The organism is Pseudomonas chlororaphis subsp. aurantiaca, assembly GCF_013466605.1.
Lineage (GTDB): Bacteria > Pseudomonadota > Gammaproteobacteria > Pseudomonadales > Pseudomonadaceae > Aquipseudomonas > Aquipseudomonas chlororaphis_I.
This window is the reverse complement of record NZ_CP059162.1, coordinates 2,136,314-2,150,515: the sequence shown is the minus strand read 5'-3', so window position 1 is coordinate 2,150,515 and position 14,202 is coordinate 2,136,314. Positions and strand designations below refer to the sequence as shown.

The following is a 14,202-nucleotide window of genomic DNA, read 5'->3' as shown; positions in this document are numbered from 1 at the left end:
GCGCTGCCGCTTACAGGATCAGTTACGCTCCAGGGCATTCACCAGATCGTGGAACGCCTCGCGGTTGGAATCGTTCAAGCCCATGAGAATCTTGTGCGCTTCCAGCACCTTGAGCCGCACCACCTCTTCCGACTGGTCCTGGGATGGCAGGTCGGTCAAGCATTCCGGGCATGGGATCGGACGGTCAACGATATTGAACACCTGATCGAAGCCCATGGACTGCAGTAGTCGGGTGATGTCTTCATGGGTGGTGACGACGGTCGGCAACAGGCCGACCTTCTGCCGCGACAGGATCGACAGCTTGGCCAGCAGGCCCAGGGTGGTGCTGTCGATGCTGCGGGTTTCGGTCAGGTCGATCACGATCGCCGAGAAGTTCAGCGCCGTGAAGATCCGCTCAATAGTCGCATCCAGCGCCGAACACAGGGTCAGGCGCACTTCACCGATAAACTTCAGGACAAAGGTGCCGTCCTGCTCGGCGAACTGGATTCTACCGGTACTCATTAAAGATTCCTGCTCAACACCAACAGGGCGATATCATCCGGCATCTCCCCTAGCGTGGCCAATCCAAAAACCTGCCGCAGACCATCCAGGCTGCCGCCTGCCGTTCTCACCCGTTCAGGTAAGGCGGCCTCTTTCTCTTTGAGTGTGGGTTCCGGCAAAAGGTCCAGAATACCATCAGACATCAGCGTCAGGCTGAAGCTCGGAGGTAGTTCCAGAATGTGGTCTTCGTAGGTGGCTTCATTGAACAAGCCTACCGGCAGACCGCGCCCTTCCAGATAACGCACACTGTCTGGCGTGTACAACACAGGCAATGGCAGGTGTCCGCCAATGCTATAGGTCAACAAGCCCGTCTCCTCGTCGATGACGCCACCGACCATTGTCACGTGTTTGCCCAGCTTACAGCTGATCAGGCCACGGTTGATATGGCCAAGGACTTCCGACGGTTTGAACTCCGGCAAAGTGCCGTTGCGCTTGGACTCGAACAGCAAGCGCGTGGTCATGAACTTGAGCAGCACCGTGACAAAGGCCGATGACGCGCCATGTCCGGAAACATCCGCCAGGTAAAAGGCGACGCGGCGCTCGTCGACACGAAAGTAGTCGACGAAATCACCGGACAGGTACAAAGACGGGATGATCTGGTGCGCGAACTTGAACTGGTCGATGGTCCAGGGGCTCACCGGCAGCATATTCATCTGCACCTGGCGCCCGGCGTTCTGATCTTCCTGCAATAAGCTCAGGCTGGCTTCGAGCTCGCGGTTGGCGGCTTCCAGCTTCTCCCGGTAGCGCTGGTTTTCCAGCAGTAGGCGCGCACGATCCAGGGCCCGGCGCACCGAGTGCTCCAGCACCGCGAGGTCTTCCAGCGGCTTGATCAGGTAGTCCGCCGCGCCCAGGCGCAAGGCCTCGACGGCATCGTTCATCACACCGGCACCGGAAACCACGATGACCGGGGTTTGCGGTTCGATGTCGGTTACCTGACGGATTAGTTCGAGGCCGCCCATCTGTGGCATGCGCAGATCGCAGATCACCAAGTCGGGTTTTTCCTGCTCGAACACCTGAAGTCCCTGCTGACCGTTACTGGCCTGCAGGACGCTGAAGCCACTGTCTTCCAAATAGGCCGCGAGGCTCGCGCGCACTACTTCGTCGTCATCGATTATCAGCAGCGTGGCACTGGTTTTTGGCATGTGGGCAAACGGCGCCAGAATTAGGTTGGCGTAGGTGGCTGGGCACGAGGCCTGGACACACACTACTGGATTCGCTTTCTAGCCACTCTGGAAACGGAGCCAGGGCCCGTAGCCCTGCACGCTCGACCATCAGAGGTGCCCTTCTAAGGCGCAGACGGTACTCCCATCCGCGGGGCGTTTCAAGCTCATGCCGATGGTCGCTGGACGTCTTTACACCTCAAATCACCGGGAGTTATAAGAACAGACAAATCCGCAACTTAAACGCAGGATGGAGCCTATGAGCCCAAACGATCGTGACTACAGTGAAAAGCGCGATTACATCCGCATGCGGGTGGATGCAGAGGTCACGTCGATCCATCAGGGCCAGGTGATTCCAGTCGTCTGCATCGACCTTTCCAGCAGTGGCATGCAAGTCCAGGCACCCCGCTCATTCAAGGTCGGCGACCAGCTCAGCGTGCGTATCGATTCAGACCATGCAACCCTCAGGGGACTGGAAGCGGACACCGAAATGGTCTGGGTCACCGAACTGGAAGGCAACGGCCAGAAACTTGGGCTTACAATCCTGAAGATGAACTGATTCTGAAAGCAATAAAAAAGGCGGCCCCTGGGGCCGCCTTTTTCATGACAGGGTCAACGCTTAAAAATCGTCTTCGACCTTGCCGTCCTTGACCTTGAATTCGCGGTTCTGCAGGTAGGCATTGCGAATGAAGGTGTACTTGTCGCCACTGATCAGCTTCTCGCTCGACAGCAGGCTGGCGCGGGTGTCGACGACCTCCAGGGCAAACACGCTGTTACGCACCGGCACGTCGTTCACATAACGGTAACCGTCGGTGAAGCTGTCCACATACTTGGCCGGCGCGTCGCGCAGGGTGCTCGGACCGAAGAACGGCAGCACCACGTAAGGACCGCTGCCGACGCCCCAGTAACCCAGGGTCTGGCCGAAGTCTTCATCGTTACGCTGCAAGCCCATCTTGGTGCTCACATCGAAGAAACCCGCCACGCCGATAGTAGTGTTCATCAGCAGCCGCGCAGTGTCGACGGCAGCGGCATGGGGCTTGGCCTGCAGGATATCGTTGGCCAGGTTGCCGACATCACCGATATTACGGAAGAAGTTGTGAATGCCGTCTTCGAGAAATTGCGGCGTTACGGCCTGATAACCTTTTGCCAGTGGCTTCAGCGCATAGGTATCGATGGTGTCGTTGAAGGTGAAGATCGGGCGGTTGATGCTTTCCCACGGATCGTCTTCCGCAGCGTGGGCCAAAACCGGCACCAGCAGCATGCCGGCACACATAAGCTGAGCGAGACGATTGCTCCAGCGCATAGCAGAAACTCCTTGGATTGTACTGTCGCGGGCGCTATGCCCTGGCGGTAAGCGCGCTAGTATAAGTCGGATATATCCATTTATGCAGCATTGGCGCAGTGCTTAGCCCTCTCCCCCTCGTTTGCATGGCCTGTTCACGGAGCTGTCACCCAACGGTCATCTGCCGTCGATACTCTTGTAAGGTATTTCAGGGACGTCACGATGCCTCACGCCGAAGCCTTGCCTGTATCCGCCCCCACCTTGACCGCCGTGCTCTTTGGCCTCAGCGGTTGCCTGGTGGATTTCGGCGCGCGGATGCGCCTGCACAGCGCCGATCACCCGGTCCTGGAACAGGCCCACGCCACCCACGGTGCCCTGGACATTCTGCACAGCCTGCAACAACAAGGCGTACCTTGCGCCTGGCTCGACGAATTGCCCGACAGTCTCAGCAAGCGCCTGGCGAGTTCACTGCCCGACTGGGTCATCGCCTCCCCCAACACAGGCTCCCGCTGGCCTGCTCCCGATGCCTGCTGGCAGGCGCTGATGGCCCTGAATGTCAGCCGGCTGGACGGCTGCGTGCTGGTCAGCGGCGAACCGCGCCTGCTGCAATCGGGCCTCAACGCCGGCCTGTGGACCATCGGCCTGGCGTCCTGCGGTTCGCTCTGCGGCATGAGCCCGACGCAATGGCAGGCGCTGAGTCAGCAGGAACGCGAGTTCAAGCGTGGCAAGGCCACCCTGCATCTATTCAGCCTCGGCGTGCACTCGGTGATCGACCACTTGGGCGAGCTGTCGACCTGCCTGGCCGACATCGGCCAGCGTCGCCTGAAGGGTGAAAAACCCTGACTTGATCAAGATCATGCACATTGCCCGCGAGTGGATTACGCTAAGGCTCAGACATGGACCTTTAGCGAACCGGCGCGGTCCATGGCTGTGTCTATCAATGAAGGGAGAACGCCATGCCTGCCCGCGAACTGCAAGAACAGCTCAATACCCTGCGCGAGCAATTGGAGCAGAACCCACCGCTTTCGGAAGCAGAACGCGCCAATCTGCAGGAATTGATGCAACAGATCGAGCTCGAGCTCAAACTGGAAAACGCCACCCAGGACACCAGCCTGGCCGACGGGGTCAACCTCGCCGTCGAACGCTTCGAGCTTGAACACCCCGCCATTGCCGGCACCTTGCGCAACATCGTGCAAACCCTCGGCAACATGGGGATTTAACCCCTTACAGACAAAAAAGCCCCGCTACCAGAGCGGGGCTTTTCATTACTGGCGAACCAGTCGGAAGTTGGCGAAACTCGCGGTTTCGGTGCTGCGATACGGGTTGATATCCAGGCCACCACGACGCACATAACGCGCATACACCGTCAGCTTCTCCGGCTGCAGCAAGCGTTGCAGGTCGAGGAAGATCCGTTCCACGCATTGCTCATGGAAATCCGAGTGCTGGCGAAAGCTCACCAGGTAGGCCAGCAGGCTGGCGTGATCCAGCGCCGGGCCACGGTACTCCACCACCACGCTGCCCCAGTCCGGCTGGCTGGTGACCGGGCAATTGGACTTGAGCAGATGGCTGTGCACGCTCTCCTCGACGATCCGCGACCTGTCGCACTGCAGCAGCTCCGGACGTGGATGCTCATAGCTGCTGACGCTGATATCCAGCTCATCGATGCAGGTACCCGGCAACGCCACCACACCTTCCGCCTCCACTTCGCCCAGGCTGCGGATCCGCACGCCCACCGGCTTGCCAGCCGCCGCCGAGAGGTCGGCACGCAAGATTTCTTCCAGGCTCTGGCGATCCGCGAAAGGAGTCTGGTTCAGCGAGTTGAGGTACAGCTTGAACGACTTCGACTCGATGATGTTCGGTGAGTCCGCCGGAATGCTGAATTCGGCGATGGCCACCACCGGCTTGCCGGAGGGCAGCAGCCAGGACAGCTCGAAGCAGTTCCAGAAGTCCACGCCTTTATAAGGCAGGGTGTCGGCGCTCAGGCCCAGCTCGGCCCATTTCGCCGCCCGCGGGATCGGGAACAGCAAGGACGGCGTGTAAGTGGAGACGTATTCACTGGACTTGCCCAGCGGCGAATGTTCGGCTGCGGGATGCATGGCGGAAACCTGACTGAAGAATCAGGCGATTCTATCAGTCTTTGCCTCCGCCTTTGAGCCCCAGGCGCTTACTGGCTGACCGTCAGCTTGCCGACCATGCCCGCCTGATAGTGCCCCGGGATATTGCAGGCGAACTCCAGGCTGCCGGCCTTGCTGAAGGTCCAGGTCAGCTCAGCGGTCTTGCCCGGCTCCACCAGCACGCTGTTCGGATCGTCGTGCCTCATGCCGGGCATCGCGCCATGCCCCATGGCGGTGTGATCCATGGCTCCGGCGGGCATATCTTTGACGGTGGTGAGCGTGAGCATTCCGCTCCGCTGCATCTTCAGCATTTCCTGCTGGTGCTCGGCATGCATGGTCGCGGTACCGATATTGAGCTCATGCAGCAACTGGCCCTTGTTGATCAAGACAAAACGCACGGTTTCGCCAGCCTTGATGTCCAGGTTCTTGGGAGTGTAGGACATGTCGTTCATGACCACTTCCACCGTACGCGTGGCCTTGGCCGCCGAGGCCGCCTGACCGAAATCGTAGGTCTGCGCCGGCGATGCCCAGGCCGGCGCACCCAATGTCAGCAAACACGCAGCCAGCGTCAACGAACGAGGCAAAACACCCTTGGGCAAAAACATAATTGCACTCCAACAAGATGAGATTCAGCTTGCGTGAAACTCTAAGGCCGCACCGCTGCCAGCCAGATGACTGCTAGATTACAACTTTGTCAGCTTGCACCGTGCGGCCGCCGCCCACGGTATAAAGCCCGCGTTCCATTTACCATGAGTCGCCCATGAAACTGCTGATCGTCGAAGACCAACCGAAAACCGGCCACTACCTGCGCCAGGGCCTGAGCGAGGCCGGCTTCAATGCCGAGCTGGTGGCCGATGGCACCACCGGCCAACACCTGGCGCTGACCGGCGACTACTCCCTGTTGATTCTCGACGTGATGCTGCCGGGCCGCGATGGCTGGCAGATCCTGCAAGCCGTGCGTGGCGCCGGGCTGGATATACCGGTGCTGTTCCTGACCGCGCGCGATGCGGTGGAAGACCGGGTTCACGGCCTGGAGCTGGGCGCCGACGATTATCTGGTCAAGCCTTTCGCCTTCTCCGAACTGCTGGCCCGGGTCCGCAGCCTGTTGCGCCGCGGCAGCTCCACGTCCCAGGAAACCACCCTGCAACTGGCGGACCTGCGCCTGGACCTGATTCGCCGGCGGGTCGAACGCAATGGCCAGCGCATCGACCTCACCGCCAAGGAATTCTCGCTGCTGGAAATGCTCCTGCGGCGCCAGGGTGAAGTGCTGCCCAAGACGCTGATCGCCTCTCAGGTCTGGGACATGAACTTCGACAGCGACACCAACGTCATCGAGGTGGCGATCCGCCGCCTGCGCCTGAAGATTGATGACGATTACCCGAACAAGCTGATCCACACCGTGCGCGGCATGGGCTACGTGCTCGAAGAGCGCCAGGCCTAATGCGCCGTTTGACCCTGAGTGGACGCCTGGCCCTGTTGTTCGCCGGCTGCACCGCGGTGGTTTCGTTGCTCGCCGGGGTGCTGTTCAGCCGTGCCAGCGAAGCGCACTTCATCGAACTCGACCAGCAACTGCTGGAAGGCAAGCTGATCGCCATGCGCAGTGCGCTGCAGGACGCCGATGACCCGCAACGTTTTGCCGAACGCAAGGCACAGCTGCTGGACGAACTCAGCCATCAACCGGACCTGACTCTGCGGGTCACAGGCGCGGATGGCACCGTCTGGTTCGACAGCGCCAAGGGGCTGCCGGCCACTCCGGCCCAGCCGACCGGGCTGCACAGCCTGCAACACGACGGTACCGCCTACCGTATCTACAGTGCAGCCCTGGAGCCTGGCCAGGCCGGCTCGCCAGAGCTGACCCTGATGCTCGACATCACCCACCACCAGCACTTCCTGCAACGCATGCAGCATTTGATCTGGCTGACCGTCGGCCTCTCGGCCCTGGCCACCGCGCTGCTCGGGGCCTGGGCCGCGCGCAGCGGCCTGCGTCCGTTACGGCGAATGAGCGAGGTCGCCGCGGGTGTGTCCGCCAGCTCGCTGACCCAGCGCTTGCCGGAGCAGCAGATGCCCGGCGAACTGGCCGAGCTGGCCCAGGCCTTCAATGCCATGCTCGGGCGCCTGGACGATTCCTTCCAGCGCCTCTCCGCATTCTCGGCGGACATCGCCCATGAACTGCGCACCCCGCTGTCGAACCTGCTGACCCACACCCAGGTCACCCTCACCCGCCCACGGGCGCTGGAAGACTATCGCGAAGCGCTGCACAGCAACCTCGAAGAGCTGCAGTGGATGGCCCAACTGGTCAACGACATGCTCTACCTGGCCAAGGCCGATCATGGCCTGCTGACGCCGAAGCGCGAAGCCCTGGAGCTGGGTGACGAAACCGACATGCTGCTGGAGTTCTATTCGCCGCTGGCCGAAGACGCCGGCATCGCCCTGGGGCGCGAAGGCAGCGCGAAGATCCAGGGCGACCGCAGCATGTTGCGCCGCGCCCTTTCCAACCTGCTGGACAACGCCCTGCGCTTCACCCCGGCTGGCGGCGAAGTGCGGGTGCGGCTTGGCGAGACCGCCAGGGGTTCATATCTGCGGGTGGAAAACACCGGCGAAGGTATTCCGCCTGAACGCTTGCCACGGCTGTTCGACCGCTTCTACCGCGCCGACCCGGCGCGCCATGAAGGCAGCAGTGAACATGCAGGCTTGGGGCTGGCCATCACCCAATCGATCATCCGCGCCCATGGCGGACAGATTCGTTGCGAATCGGCGCGAGGCCGGACGAGCTTTGTGATTGAGTTGCCAAGGCAGGAGTGAGCAGAGGGTTTGCGAGCAAGCTCCTCGTAGGAGTGAGCTTGCTCGCGATAGCGGGCTTGGGCCTTACGAGTAACGCAACGCCGTCGCCGGCTCGACCTTCGCCGCGCGCCAGGCTGGATACAGGGTCGCCAGGAAGCTCAGGACAAAACCCGCGGTGCAGATCAGGGCCACGTCGCCGCCCTGCAGCTCGGAAGGCAGGTTGCTGACGAAGTACACGTCGGAACTGAAGATGTGCTGGCCGCTGACCCGCTCCAGCCAACCCACCAGCGCACTGACGTTCAACGCCGCGATCACTCCCAGCACGCCACCGATCAAGGTGCCGACGATACCGATCACCGTGCCCTGGACCATGAAGATCGCCATGATCTGCCGTGGCGTGGCGCCGATGGTGCGCAGGATCGCGATGTCCGCGCCCTTGTCGTTCACCACCATGATCAGCGTGGCGATGATGTTGAACGCAGCCACGGCCACGATCATCAGCAGCAACAGGCCAATCATGGTCTTTTCCATCTTCATCGCGCTGAACAGGCTGCCCTGGGTGTGGGTCCAGTCATCGGCCTTGAAGCCAGCACCCAGGCTGGCCGCGATGTCGCTGGAAACCTTGGGCGCGGCGTACAAGTCCTTGACCGCCAGGCGCACGCTCTGCACCTGGTTCGGCTGCCAGTGCTGCATTTCGGCGGCATCGGCCACATGGATCAGACCCATGGAACCGTCGAGCTCGGCCCCGACCTTGAACACACCGACCACGTTCAAGCGTTGCATGCGCGGGGTGATGCCGCCCGGCGCGGAGCTGATTTCCGGCACGATCAGGGTCAGTTTGTCGCCGACATTCAGGCGGAAGCGCCGTGCGGTGATCTCACCGATCACCACCCCGAACTCGCCCGGCTTCAGGGCATCCAGACGACCCTGCACGATGTGCTGGGCAACGATGGAGACCTTGCCTTCCTGGGCCGGGTCGATGCCGCTGATCTGGATCGGCTGCATCGAGCCCTTGTAGGAAAGCATGCCCTCCATCTCGGTGAACGGCACCGCGGCCGTCACTTCGGGATTTTTCATCGCCGCGGCGGCCACCGGCTGCCAGTCGTCGATCGGCTTGACGCCGACGATGGTGGCGTGGGGCACCATGCCGAGGATGCGCGAGCTCATTTCGCGCTGGAAACCGTTCATCACCGACAACACCACGATCATCGCCAGCACGCCCAGGGCGAGGCCGATCATCGAGGTCATGGAGATGAAGGAAACAAAGCGATTGCGGCGCTTGGCGCGGGTATAGCGCGTGCCGATAAAGATCGATAACGGTCTGAACATTCGCTGGGGCACCGTATGGAAATTAAAGACCCGGCGCCTGCTTCAGGCGCCGGGTTGCAGCCAGTCAGATGGGCGTCAGGAAACCTTCCTGCAGGTGCAGGACGCGATCCATCTGGCGAGCCAGGTTCATGTCGTGGGTCACCACCAGGAACGCGGTACGCATCGAGGTGCTGAGTTCCAGCATCAAGTCCTGAATGCCTTGCGCGGTGTGGGAATCGAGGTTGCCGGTCGGCTCGTCGAGCATCACCAGTCCTGGCTTGTTGACCAGGGCGCGAGCAATGGCCACACGCTGGCGTTCGCCACCGGACAGTTCGGCCGGCTTGTGCTCCAGACGATGAGCCAGCCCTACCCGCTCCAGCAAGGCCGTGGCCCGCTGACGGGCCTCCGGGATCGCGGTCTTGCCGATCAGCAGCGGCATGCAGACGTTTTCCAGGGCGGTGAATTCCGGCAGCAAGTGGTGGAACTGGTAGACGAAACCGAGGGAGCGGTTGCGCAACAGGCCGCGCCCCTTCTCGCTCAGTGCCGAAAGCTCTTCACCGTCGAGCCAGACGCTGCCCTTGGTTGGCGTGTCGAGGCCACCCAGCAGGTTGAGCAAGGTACTTTTGCCCGAACCGGAGGTGCCGACGATCGCCACGCGCTCGCCCGGGTGCAACTCCAGTTGCAGGCCGGACAATACCACCACCGACTCCGGACCTTCCTCGTAGGACTTGCCCAGGTCGCGGCAGCTCAGAATTGCTTTTTCACTCATGCCCAACTCACTCATAACGTAGCGCCTCCGCAGGCTGGGTGCGCGCGGCACGCCAGGCTGGATACAGGGTGGCGAGGAAACTCAGGACCAGTGCCGCACCGCAGACCATCAACACGTCTTCGGCCATCAGTTGCGATGGCAGGTAGTCGATGAAGTACACGTCGGCATTGAGGAATTTGTGCCCGATCAGGCCTTCGAGGGCGGAGATCGCCGCGCTGACGTTCAACGCCGCGAACATCCCGACCACGGCGCCGATCAAGGTACCGATCACACCGATCACCGTGCCCTGGACCATGAAGGTCGCCATGATGCTGGCCGGCGTTGCGCCCAGAGTGCGCAGGATCGCGATATCGCCCTTCTTGTCGTTCACCACCATCACCAGGGTGGAAATGATGTTGAAGGCGGCCACGGCGACGATCAGCAGCAACAGCAGGCCGATCATGGCTTTTTCCATGCGGATGGCCTGGTACAGGTTGCCGTGGGTACGGGTCCAGTCACGGGCGTAGTACTGGTTCTCGCCCAGATGCTCGGCAATTTCCCAGGCGGTGCGTGGCGCCTGGAACAGGTCGTCGAACTTCAGGCGCAGACCCTGAACCTGATCCGGCTTCCAGCGATGCAGGCGGCCCAGGTCGTCGAGGTTGGTCAGGCCCAGGTAGCCGTCCAGCTCGCCGGCGCCGACATGGAAGATGCCGACCACGGTAAAACGCTTCATGCGCGGGAACATCCCGGCCGGGGTCACCGTGACCTCGGGCGCGACGAAGGTCAGCTTGTCGCCCAGGCCAACCCCCAGCTTGGTCGCCGCCTTGTCGCCGATCACGATGCCGAAGCTGCCGGGCGCCAGGTCGTCCAGCTTGCCCTGCTTCATGAAGTTATCGATGATCGAAACCTGGCGTTCCTTGGCCGGATCGATGGCGTTGAGCAGGACTTTCTGCACCTGGCCGTTATTGGTCAGCAACCCCTGCATCTGGGTGAACGGCGCAACCGCCAGCACCTTGGGGTTCTGCTTGACCTTGTCGGCCAGGCCTTGCCAGTCGCTGATCGGCTCACCGGACTCGATGGTCGCGTGGGGCACCATGCCCAGCACGCGGGTACGCATCTCATGGTCGAAACCATTCATCACCGACAGCACGACGATCATCACGACCACGCCCAGGGCGAGTCCGATCATCGAGGTCAGGGAAATGAATGACACGAAATGATTGCGACGCTTTGCACGGGTATAACGCGTGCCAATAAATACGAAGAGAGGTCTGAACATGTCGGGCTTGTTCGGAGGAAAAGAAGACGTCCTTGTGGCGAGTCCTGGTAAGCAGCTTTACACTCAGACCACCGCCGCTACCATGGGTTCGCCATGTCGACATTAGATGAAGAAGATCGCCGCGAATACTACCGTATCGAGGACACGATCGCACTGGAAATTAGCCCCTTGTCCGCCCACGAAGCGGCGAGCAAGGAAGTGTTGCAGGATGCGTCGCCGCTGTTCAACCTGCTCAGCGAGCTGCACCTGAGCGAATTCGAATCGCAGCACCTGCTGCGCCAGGTCAGCGAGCGCGACCGGACCCTGGCCAACTACCTCAAGACCATGAACAAGCGCATCGACCTGCTCAGCCAGGTGGTGGCGCAGACCGTGCTCGGCAAGTTCGGCGAACCGCAGCGGGTGATTCTCTCCGAGGGCGGCATCGAGTTCGAACATCACCTGTCCTACCCGGCCGGCACCCACCTGGCAGTCAAGCTGCTGCTGATGCCCCAGGCATTGGGCCTGTTGTTGCGGGCCAAGGTTACCCACTGTGAAACCCGCAGTTTCGGCACATTCGAAATCGGTACCGAGTTCGAATCATTGACCGACGCCCAACGCCAGCTGCTGGCGCGCTATATCCTGCAGCGGCAGGCCCAGGAACGTCGCCAGGCCCGAGAGCAGAACGACCCGGCAGCCGACTGACCTTGTCCCCATCGCGCAGCACCGACCATCTAATGGAAAAATTTCCGTGAAGGAGCAATCGTGACCCTGATTTATGGCCACCGCGGCGCTAAAGGCGAAGCACCGGAAAACACCCTGACCAGCTTCCAGCAGTGCCTCAAGCATGGCGTGCGCCGTTGCGAGCTGGACCTGCACCTGTCCATGGACGGTGAGCTGATGGTGATCCACGACCCAACCCTCAAGCGCACCACCGACCGCCGCGGCAAGGTGGTCGAACACAGCGCCGAAGAGCTGGTGACCTATGACGCCCGCAAGGGTGGCCCGGGCTGGGTCACGCCCTGCCCAATCCCGCGCCTGGAAGAGCTGTTCGAAAAGTGCGACTTCGAGCACTGGCAGTTGGAGGTCAAGAGTGCCTCGCGCACCCGTGCCGCCACCACGGTGTTGGCGATTCGCGAAATGGCGCAGCGTTTCGGCCTGCTGGACAAGGTCACCGTCACCTCCAGTTCACGGGAAGTGCTCAAGGCGGCTGTCGAATTGACCCCGGACCTGTCGCGCGGACTGGTCGCCGAATACGCCTGGCTCGACCCGTTGAAGGTCGCGCAAAGCTACGGCTGCGAGATTCTGGCGTTGAACTGGACACTCTGCACCCCGGAGCGGCTGCAACGGGCGCAGCGTCAGGGTTTGCATGTGTCGGTGTGGACAGTCAACGAGCCCGCGCTGATGCGCAGGCTCGCCGACTTCGGCGTAGACAGCCTGATTACAGACTTTCCCGGTTTGGCCAGCGCCACGCTCGAGAGTTACTGAAATCGGTCTCCCCGGCCGGCTCAGGCCACCGGCCGGAGTCGCTCAAAAAAGCCGGTTGAGGCCGTCGTAAGCTGCGACCCGATAGGCTTCGGCCATGGTCGGGTAGTTGAACGTGGTGTTGACGAAGTACTTCAGGGTATTGAGTTCGCCCGGCTGGTTCATGATCGCCTGGCCGATGTGCACGATCTCCGAAGCCTGGTAGCCGAAGCAGTGCACGCCCAGGACTTCCAGGGTTTCGCGGTGGAACAGGATCTTCAGCATGCCTTGCGGCTCACCGGCGATCTGCGCACGGGCCATGCTCTTGAAGAAGGCCTTGCCCACTTCGTACGGCACCTTGGCCTGGGTCAGTTCCTGTTCGTTCTTACCGATCGAGCTGATCTCCGGAATGGTGTAGATCCCGGTCGGTACATCGTTGACGAAGCGCCAGCTGCCGTTGTCGACGATGCTGCCGGCGGCCGAACGACCCTGGTCATGGGCGGCACTGGCCAGACTCGGCCAGCCGATCACGTCACCGGCGCCGTAGATGTTCGGCACGCAGGTGCGGTAGTTCTCGTCCACTTCGATCTGGCCACGGCTGTTGACCTTGACCCCGATGTTTTCCATGCCCAGCCGGTCGGTATTGCCGGTCCGGCCATTGCACCAGAGCAAGGCGTCGGCCTTGATCTTCTTGCCCGACTTGAGGTGCAGGATCACGCCATTGTCGAGGCCTTCGACGCGGTCGTATTCCTCGTTGTGGCGCACGGTGATGTTGTTGTTGCTGAAGTGGTAGCTCAGCGCTTGGGAGATCTCGGAGTCCAGGAAGCTCAGCAACTGGCCGCGGTTGTCCACCAGCTCGACCAGCACCCCCAGGCCACTGAAGATCGAGGCGTATTCACAACCGATCACGCCAGCGCCGTAAACGATGAGTTTGCGCGGGGTGTGGCCGAGGCTGAGGATGGTGTCGCTATCGTAGATACGCGGGTGGTGGAAATCGATATCGGCCGGGCGATACGGACGCGAGCCGGTGGCGATGATGATGTGCTTGGCCACCAGCTTCTCGACCACACCGTTGGCGCAGACCACTTCGATGGTCTGCTCGTCGGCGAAGCTGCCGGTACCGAAGAACACGTCGACCCGGTTACGCGCGTAGTAGCCGGTGCGCGAGGCGACCTGCTTGGAGATGACCTTCTCGGCGCTTTTCAGTACGTCGGGGAACGAGAACCAGCGCGGCTCGCCAATGGCCCGGAACATCGGGTTGGTGTTGAACTGCATGATCTGCCGGACCGAGTGACGCAAGGCCTTGGACGGGATGGTGCCCAGGTGGGTGCAGTTACCGCCGACCTGGCGACGGCTATCGACCATCGCTACCTTGCGTCCTGCTTTCGCGGCGTTCATTGCCGCACCTTCTCCAGCGGGGCCTGAACCCAGCACCACTACGTCGTAGTTGTAGACAGCCATGCGTACTCCTCAGAACAGGCCGCGGCACCCGATGTGGCACCTGCGGCTAAATCATGTCGCGGCCAGCGGCATGAAGGATCAATTTGGCT

16 protein-coding genes are annotated in these 14,202 nt (G+C 61.6%); 7 read left to right on the top strand and 9 right to left on the bottom strand.

The genetic code is table 11. The features are described from left to right. Window positions 1–18 precede the first annotated feature (18 nt). Together rssC and rssB are read right to left on the bottom strand one after the other, a co-directional pair. Window positions 19–501 carry an anti-sigma factor antagonist RssC gene (gene rssC, locus H0I86_RS09795; protein WP_007926970.1) on the bottom strand — a complete coding sequence of 161 codons (483 nt, stop codon included), beginning with the start codon at window positions 499–501 and terminating at the stop codon, window positions 19–21. Next, the gene (gene rssB / locus H0I86_RS09790; protein ID WP_038583855.1) at window positions 501–1,682 is read right to left on the bottom strand and encodes a two-component system response regulator RssB; all 1,182 of its coding nucleotides are present in this window, start codon (window positions 1,680–1,682) and stop codon (window positions 501–503) included. Before rssB ends, rssC begins: the two co-directional genes overlap by 1 nt. 277 nt (window positions 1,683–1,959) lie before the next feature. On the opposite strand from rssB, the gene H0I86_RS09785 reads away from it, so the two are divergent. After that, on the top strand, window positions 1,960–2,259 hold the full coding sequence (locus H0I86_RS09785) for a PilZ domain-containing protein (RefSeq protein ID WP_180924849.1): 300 nt from the start codon (window positions 1,960–1,962) through the stop codon (window positions 2,257–2,259). 60 nt (window positions 2,260–2,319) lie between these two features. Here H0I86_RS09785 and H0I86_RS09780 read toward each other — a convergent pair whose 3' ends face one another. Further along, the gene (locus H0I86_RS09780; protein WP_180924848.1) at window positions 2,320–3,003 is read right to left on the bottom strand and encodes an MlaA family lipoprotein; all 684 of its coding nucleotides are present in this window, start codon (window positions 3,001–3,003) and stop codon (window positions 2,320–2,322) included. Between the two features lie 201 nt (window positions 3,004–3,204). On the opposite strand from H0I86_RS09780, the gene pcrP reads away from it, so the two are divergent. Both pcrP and H0I86_RS09770 read left to right on the top strand, forming a co-directional pair. Then, window positions 3,205–3,825, top strand: a complete 621-nt coding sequence (gene pcrP, locus H0I86_RS09775; protein WP_180924847.1) for an HAD superfamily inactivated hydrolase PcrP — start codon at window positions 3,205–3,207, stop codon at window positions 3,823–3,825. A 113-nt stretch (window positions 3,826–3,938) separates the two neighbouring features. Then, window positions 3,939–4,202: a DUF4404 family protein gene (locus H0I86_RS09770; protein WP_007926964.1), complete on the top strand. Its 264-nt coding sequence runs from the start codon at window positions 3,939–3,941 to the stop codon at window positions 4,200–4,202. Window positions 4,203–4,247: 45 nt separating this feature from the next. On the opposite strand, the gene queF is transcribed toward H0I86_RS09770, so the two are convergent. Then, window positions 4,248–5,078 (bottom strand): NADPH-dependent 7-cyano-7-deazaguanine reductase QueF, encoded by an 831-nt coding sequence (queF, locus tag H0I86_RS09765; protein WP_180924846.1) that lies wholly within the window; start codon window positions 5,076–5,078, stop codon window positions 4,248–4,250. Window positions 5,079–5,146: 68 nt separating this feature from the next. Next, the gene (copI, locus tag H0I86_RS09760) at window positions 5,147–5,701 is read right to left on the bottom strand and encodes a copper-resistant cuproprotein CopI (RefSeq protein WP_180924845.1); all 555 of its coding nucleotides are present in this window, start codon (window positions 5,699–5,701) and stop codon (window positions 5,147–5,149) included. 155 nt (window positions 5,702–5,856) lie between these two features. Between copI and H0I86_RS09755 the strand changes: the two genes are divergently transcribed. Then, window positions 5,857–6,537 (top strand): heavy metal response regulator transcription factor, encoded by a 681-nt coding sequence (locus H0I86_RS09755; protein WP_180924844.1) that lies wholly within the window; start codon window positions 5,857–5,859, stop codon window positions 6,535–6,537. Next, on the top strand, window positions 6,537–7,898 hold the full coding sequence (locus H0I86_RS09750; protein ID WP_180924843.1) for a heavy metal sensor histidine kinase: 1,362 nt from the start codon (window positions 6,537–6,539) through the stop codon (window positions 7,896–7,898). The genes H0I86_RS09755 and H0I86_RS09750 overlap by 1 nt, the downstream gene beginning before the upstream one ends. 63 nt (window positions 7,899–7,961) lie before the next feature. Here H0I86_RS09750 and H0I86_RS09745 read toward each other — a convergent pair whose 3' ends face one another. From H0I86_RS09745 to H0I86_RS09735, 3 genes are all read right to left on the bottom strand, one after another. After that, a complete protein-coding gene (locus H0I86_RS09745) occupies window positions 7,962–9,206 on the bottom strand; it encodes a lipoprotein-releasing ABC transporter permease subunit (protein WP_009047979.1) in 1,245 nt (414 codons plus the stop codon). A 64-nt stretch (window positions 9,207–9,270) separates the two neighbouring features. After that, the gene (gene lolD, locus H0I86_RS09740) at window positions 9,271–9,954 is read right to left on the bottom strand and encodes a lipoprotein-releasing ABC transporter ATP-binding protein LolD (protein WP_164485326.1); all 684 of its coding nucleotides are present in this window, start codon (window positions 9,952–9,954) and stop codon (window positions 9,271–9,273) included. Window positions 9,955–9,961: 7 nt separating this feature from the next. After that, a complete protein-coding gene (locus H0I86_RS09735) occupies window positions 9,962–11,212 on the bottom strand; it encodes a lipoprotein-releasing ABC transporter permease subunit (protein ID WP_028682987.1) in 1,251 nt (416 codons plus the stop codon). Window positions 11,213–11,305: 93 nt separating this feature from the next. On the opposite strand from H0I86_RS09735, the gene H0I86_RS09730 reads away from it, so the two are divergent. Next, window positions 11,306–11,893, top strand: a complete 588-nt coding sequence (locus H0I86_RS09730) for a PilZ domain-containing protein (protein ID WP_023968585.1) — start codon at window positions 11,306–11,308, stop codon at window positions 11,891–11,893. Between the two features lie 60 nt (window positions 11,894–11,953). Further along, window positions 11,954–12,676: a glycerophosphodiester phosphodiesterase gene (locus tag H0I86_RS09725; RefSeq protein WP_016704935.1), complete on the top strand. Its 723-nt coding sequence runs from the start codon at window positions 11,954–11,956 to the stop codon at window positions 12,674–12,676. A 42-nt stretch (window positions 12,677–12,718) separates the two neighbouring features. Here the strand turns inward: H0I86_RS09725 and sthA are convergent, their stop codons facing one another. After that, window positions 12,719–14,113 carry a Si-specific NAD(P)(+) transhydrogenase gene (sthA, locus tag H0I86_RS09720; RefSeq protein WP_007926939.1) on the bottom strand — a complete coding sequence of 465 codons (1,395 nt, stop codon included), beginning with the start codon at window positions 14,111–14,113 and terminating at the stop codon, window positions 12,719–12,721. Between the last annotated feature and the right edge of the window lie 89 nt (window positions 14,114–14,202).

Excerpts from the sequence above, each read along its gene's own strand:
- H0I86_RS09755 (WP_180924844.1), top strand. The coding sequence starts at position 5,857 with ATGAAACTGCTGATCGTCGAAGACCAACCGAAAACCGGCCACTACCTG.
- queF (WP_180924846.1), bottom strand. The coding sequence starts at position 5,078 with ATGCATCCCGCAGCCGAACATTCGCCGCTGGGCAAGTCCAGTGAATAC.
- H0I86_RS09745 (WP_009047979.1), bottom strand. The coding sequence starts at position 9,206 with ATGTTCAGACCGTTATCGATCTTTATCGGCACGCGCTATACCCGCGCC.
- rssB (WP_038583855.1), bottom strand. The coding sequence starts at position 1,682 with ATGCCAAAAACCAGTGCCACGCTGCTGATAATCGATGACGACGAAGTA.
- H0I86_RS09750 (WP_180924843.1), top strand. The coding sequence starts at position 6,537 with ATGCGCCGTTTGACCCTGAGTGGACGCCTGGCCCTGTTGTTCGCCGGC.
- copI (WP_180924845.1), bottom strand. The coding sequence starts at position 5,701 with ATGTTTTTGCCCAAGGGTGTTTTGCCTCGTTCGTTGACGCTGGCTGCG.
- pcrP (WP_180924847.1), top strand. The coding sequence starts at position 3,205 with ATGCCTCACGCCGAAGCCTTGCCTGTATCCGCCCCCACCTTGACCGCC.
- H0I86_RS09770 (WP_007926964.1), top strand. The coding sequence starts at position 3,939 with ATGCCTGCCCGCGAACTGCAAGAACAGCTCAATACCCTGCGCGAGCAA.
- rssC (WP_007926970.1), bottom strand. The coding sequence starts at position 501 with ATGAGTACCGGTAGAATCCAGTTCGCCGAGCAGGACGGCACCTTTGTC.
- H0I86_RS09780 (WP_180924848.1), bottom strand. The coding sequence starts at position 3,003 with ATGCGCTGGAGCAATCGTCTCGCTCAGCTTATGTGTGCCGGCATGCTG.
- H0I86_RS09785 (WP_180924849.1), top strand. The coding sequence starts at position 1,960 with ATGAGCCCAAACGATCGTGACTACAGTGAAAAGCGCGATTACATCCGC.
- lolD (WP_164485326.1), bottom strand. The coding sequence starts at position 9,954 with ATGAGTGAAAAAGCAATTCTGAGCTGCCGCGACCTGGGCAAGTCCTAC.
- H0I86_RS09730 (WP_023968585.1), top strand. The coding sequence starts at position 11,306 with ATGTCGACATTAGATGAAGAAGATCGCCGCGAATACTACCGTATCGAG.
- sthA (WP_007926939.1), bottom strand. The coding sequence starts at position 14,113 with ATGGCTGTCTACAACTACGACGTAGTGGTGCTGGGTTCAGGCCCCGCT.
- H0I86_RS09735 (WP_028682987.1), bottom strand. The coding sequence starts at position 11,212 with ATGTTCAGACCTCTCTTCGTATTTATTGGCACGCGTTATACCCGTGCA.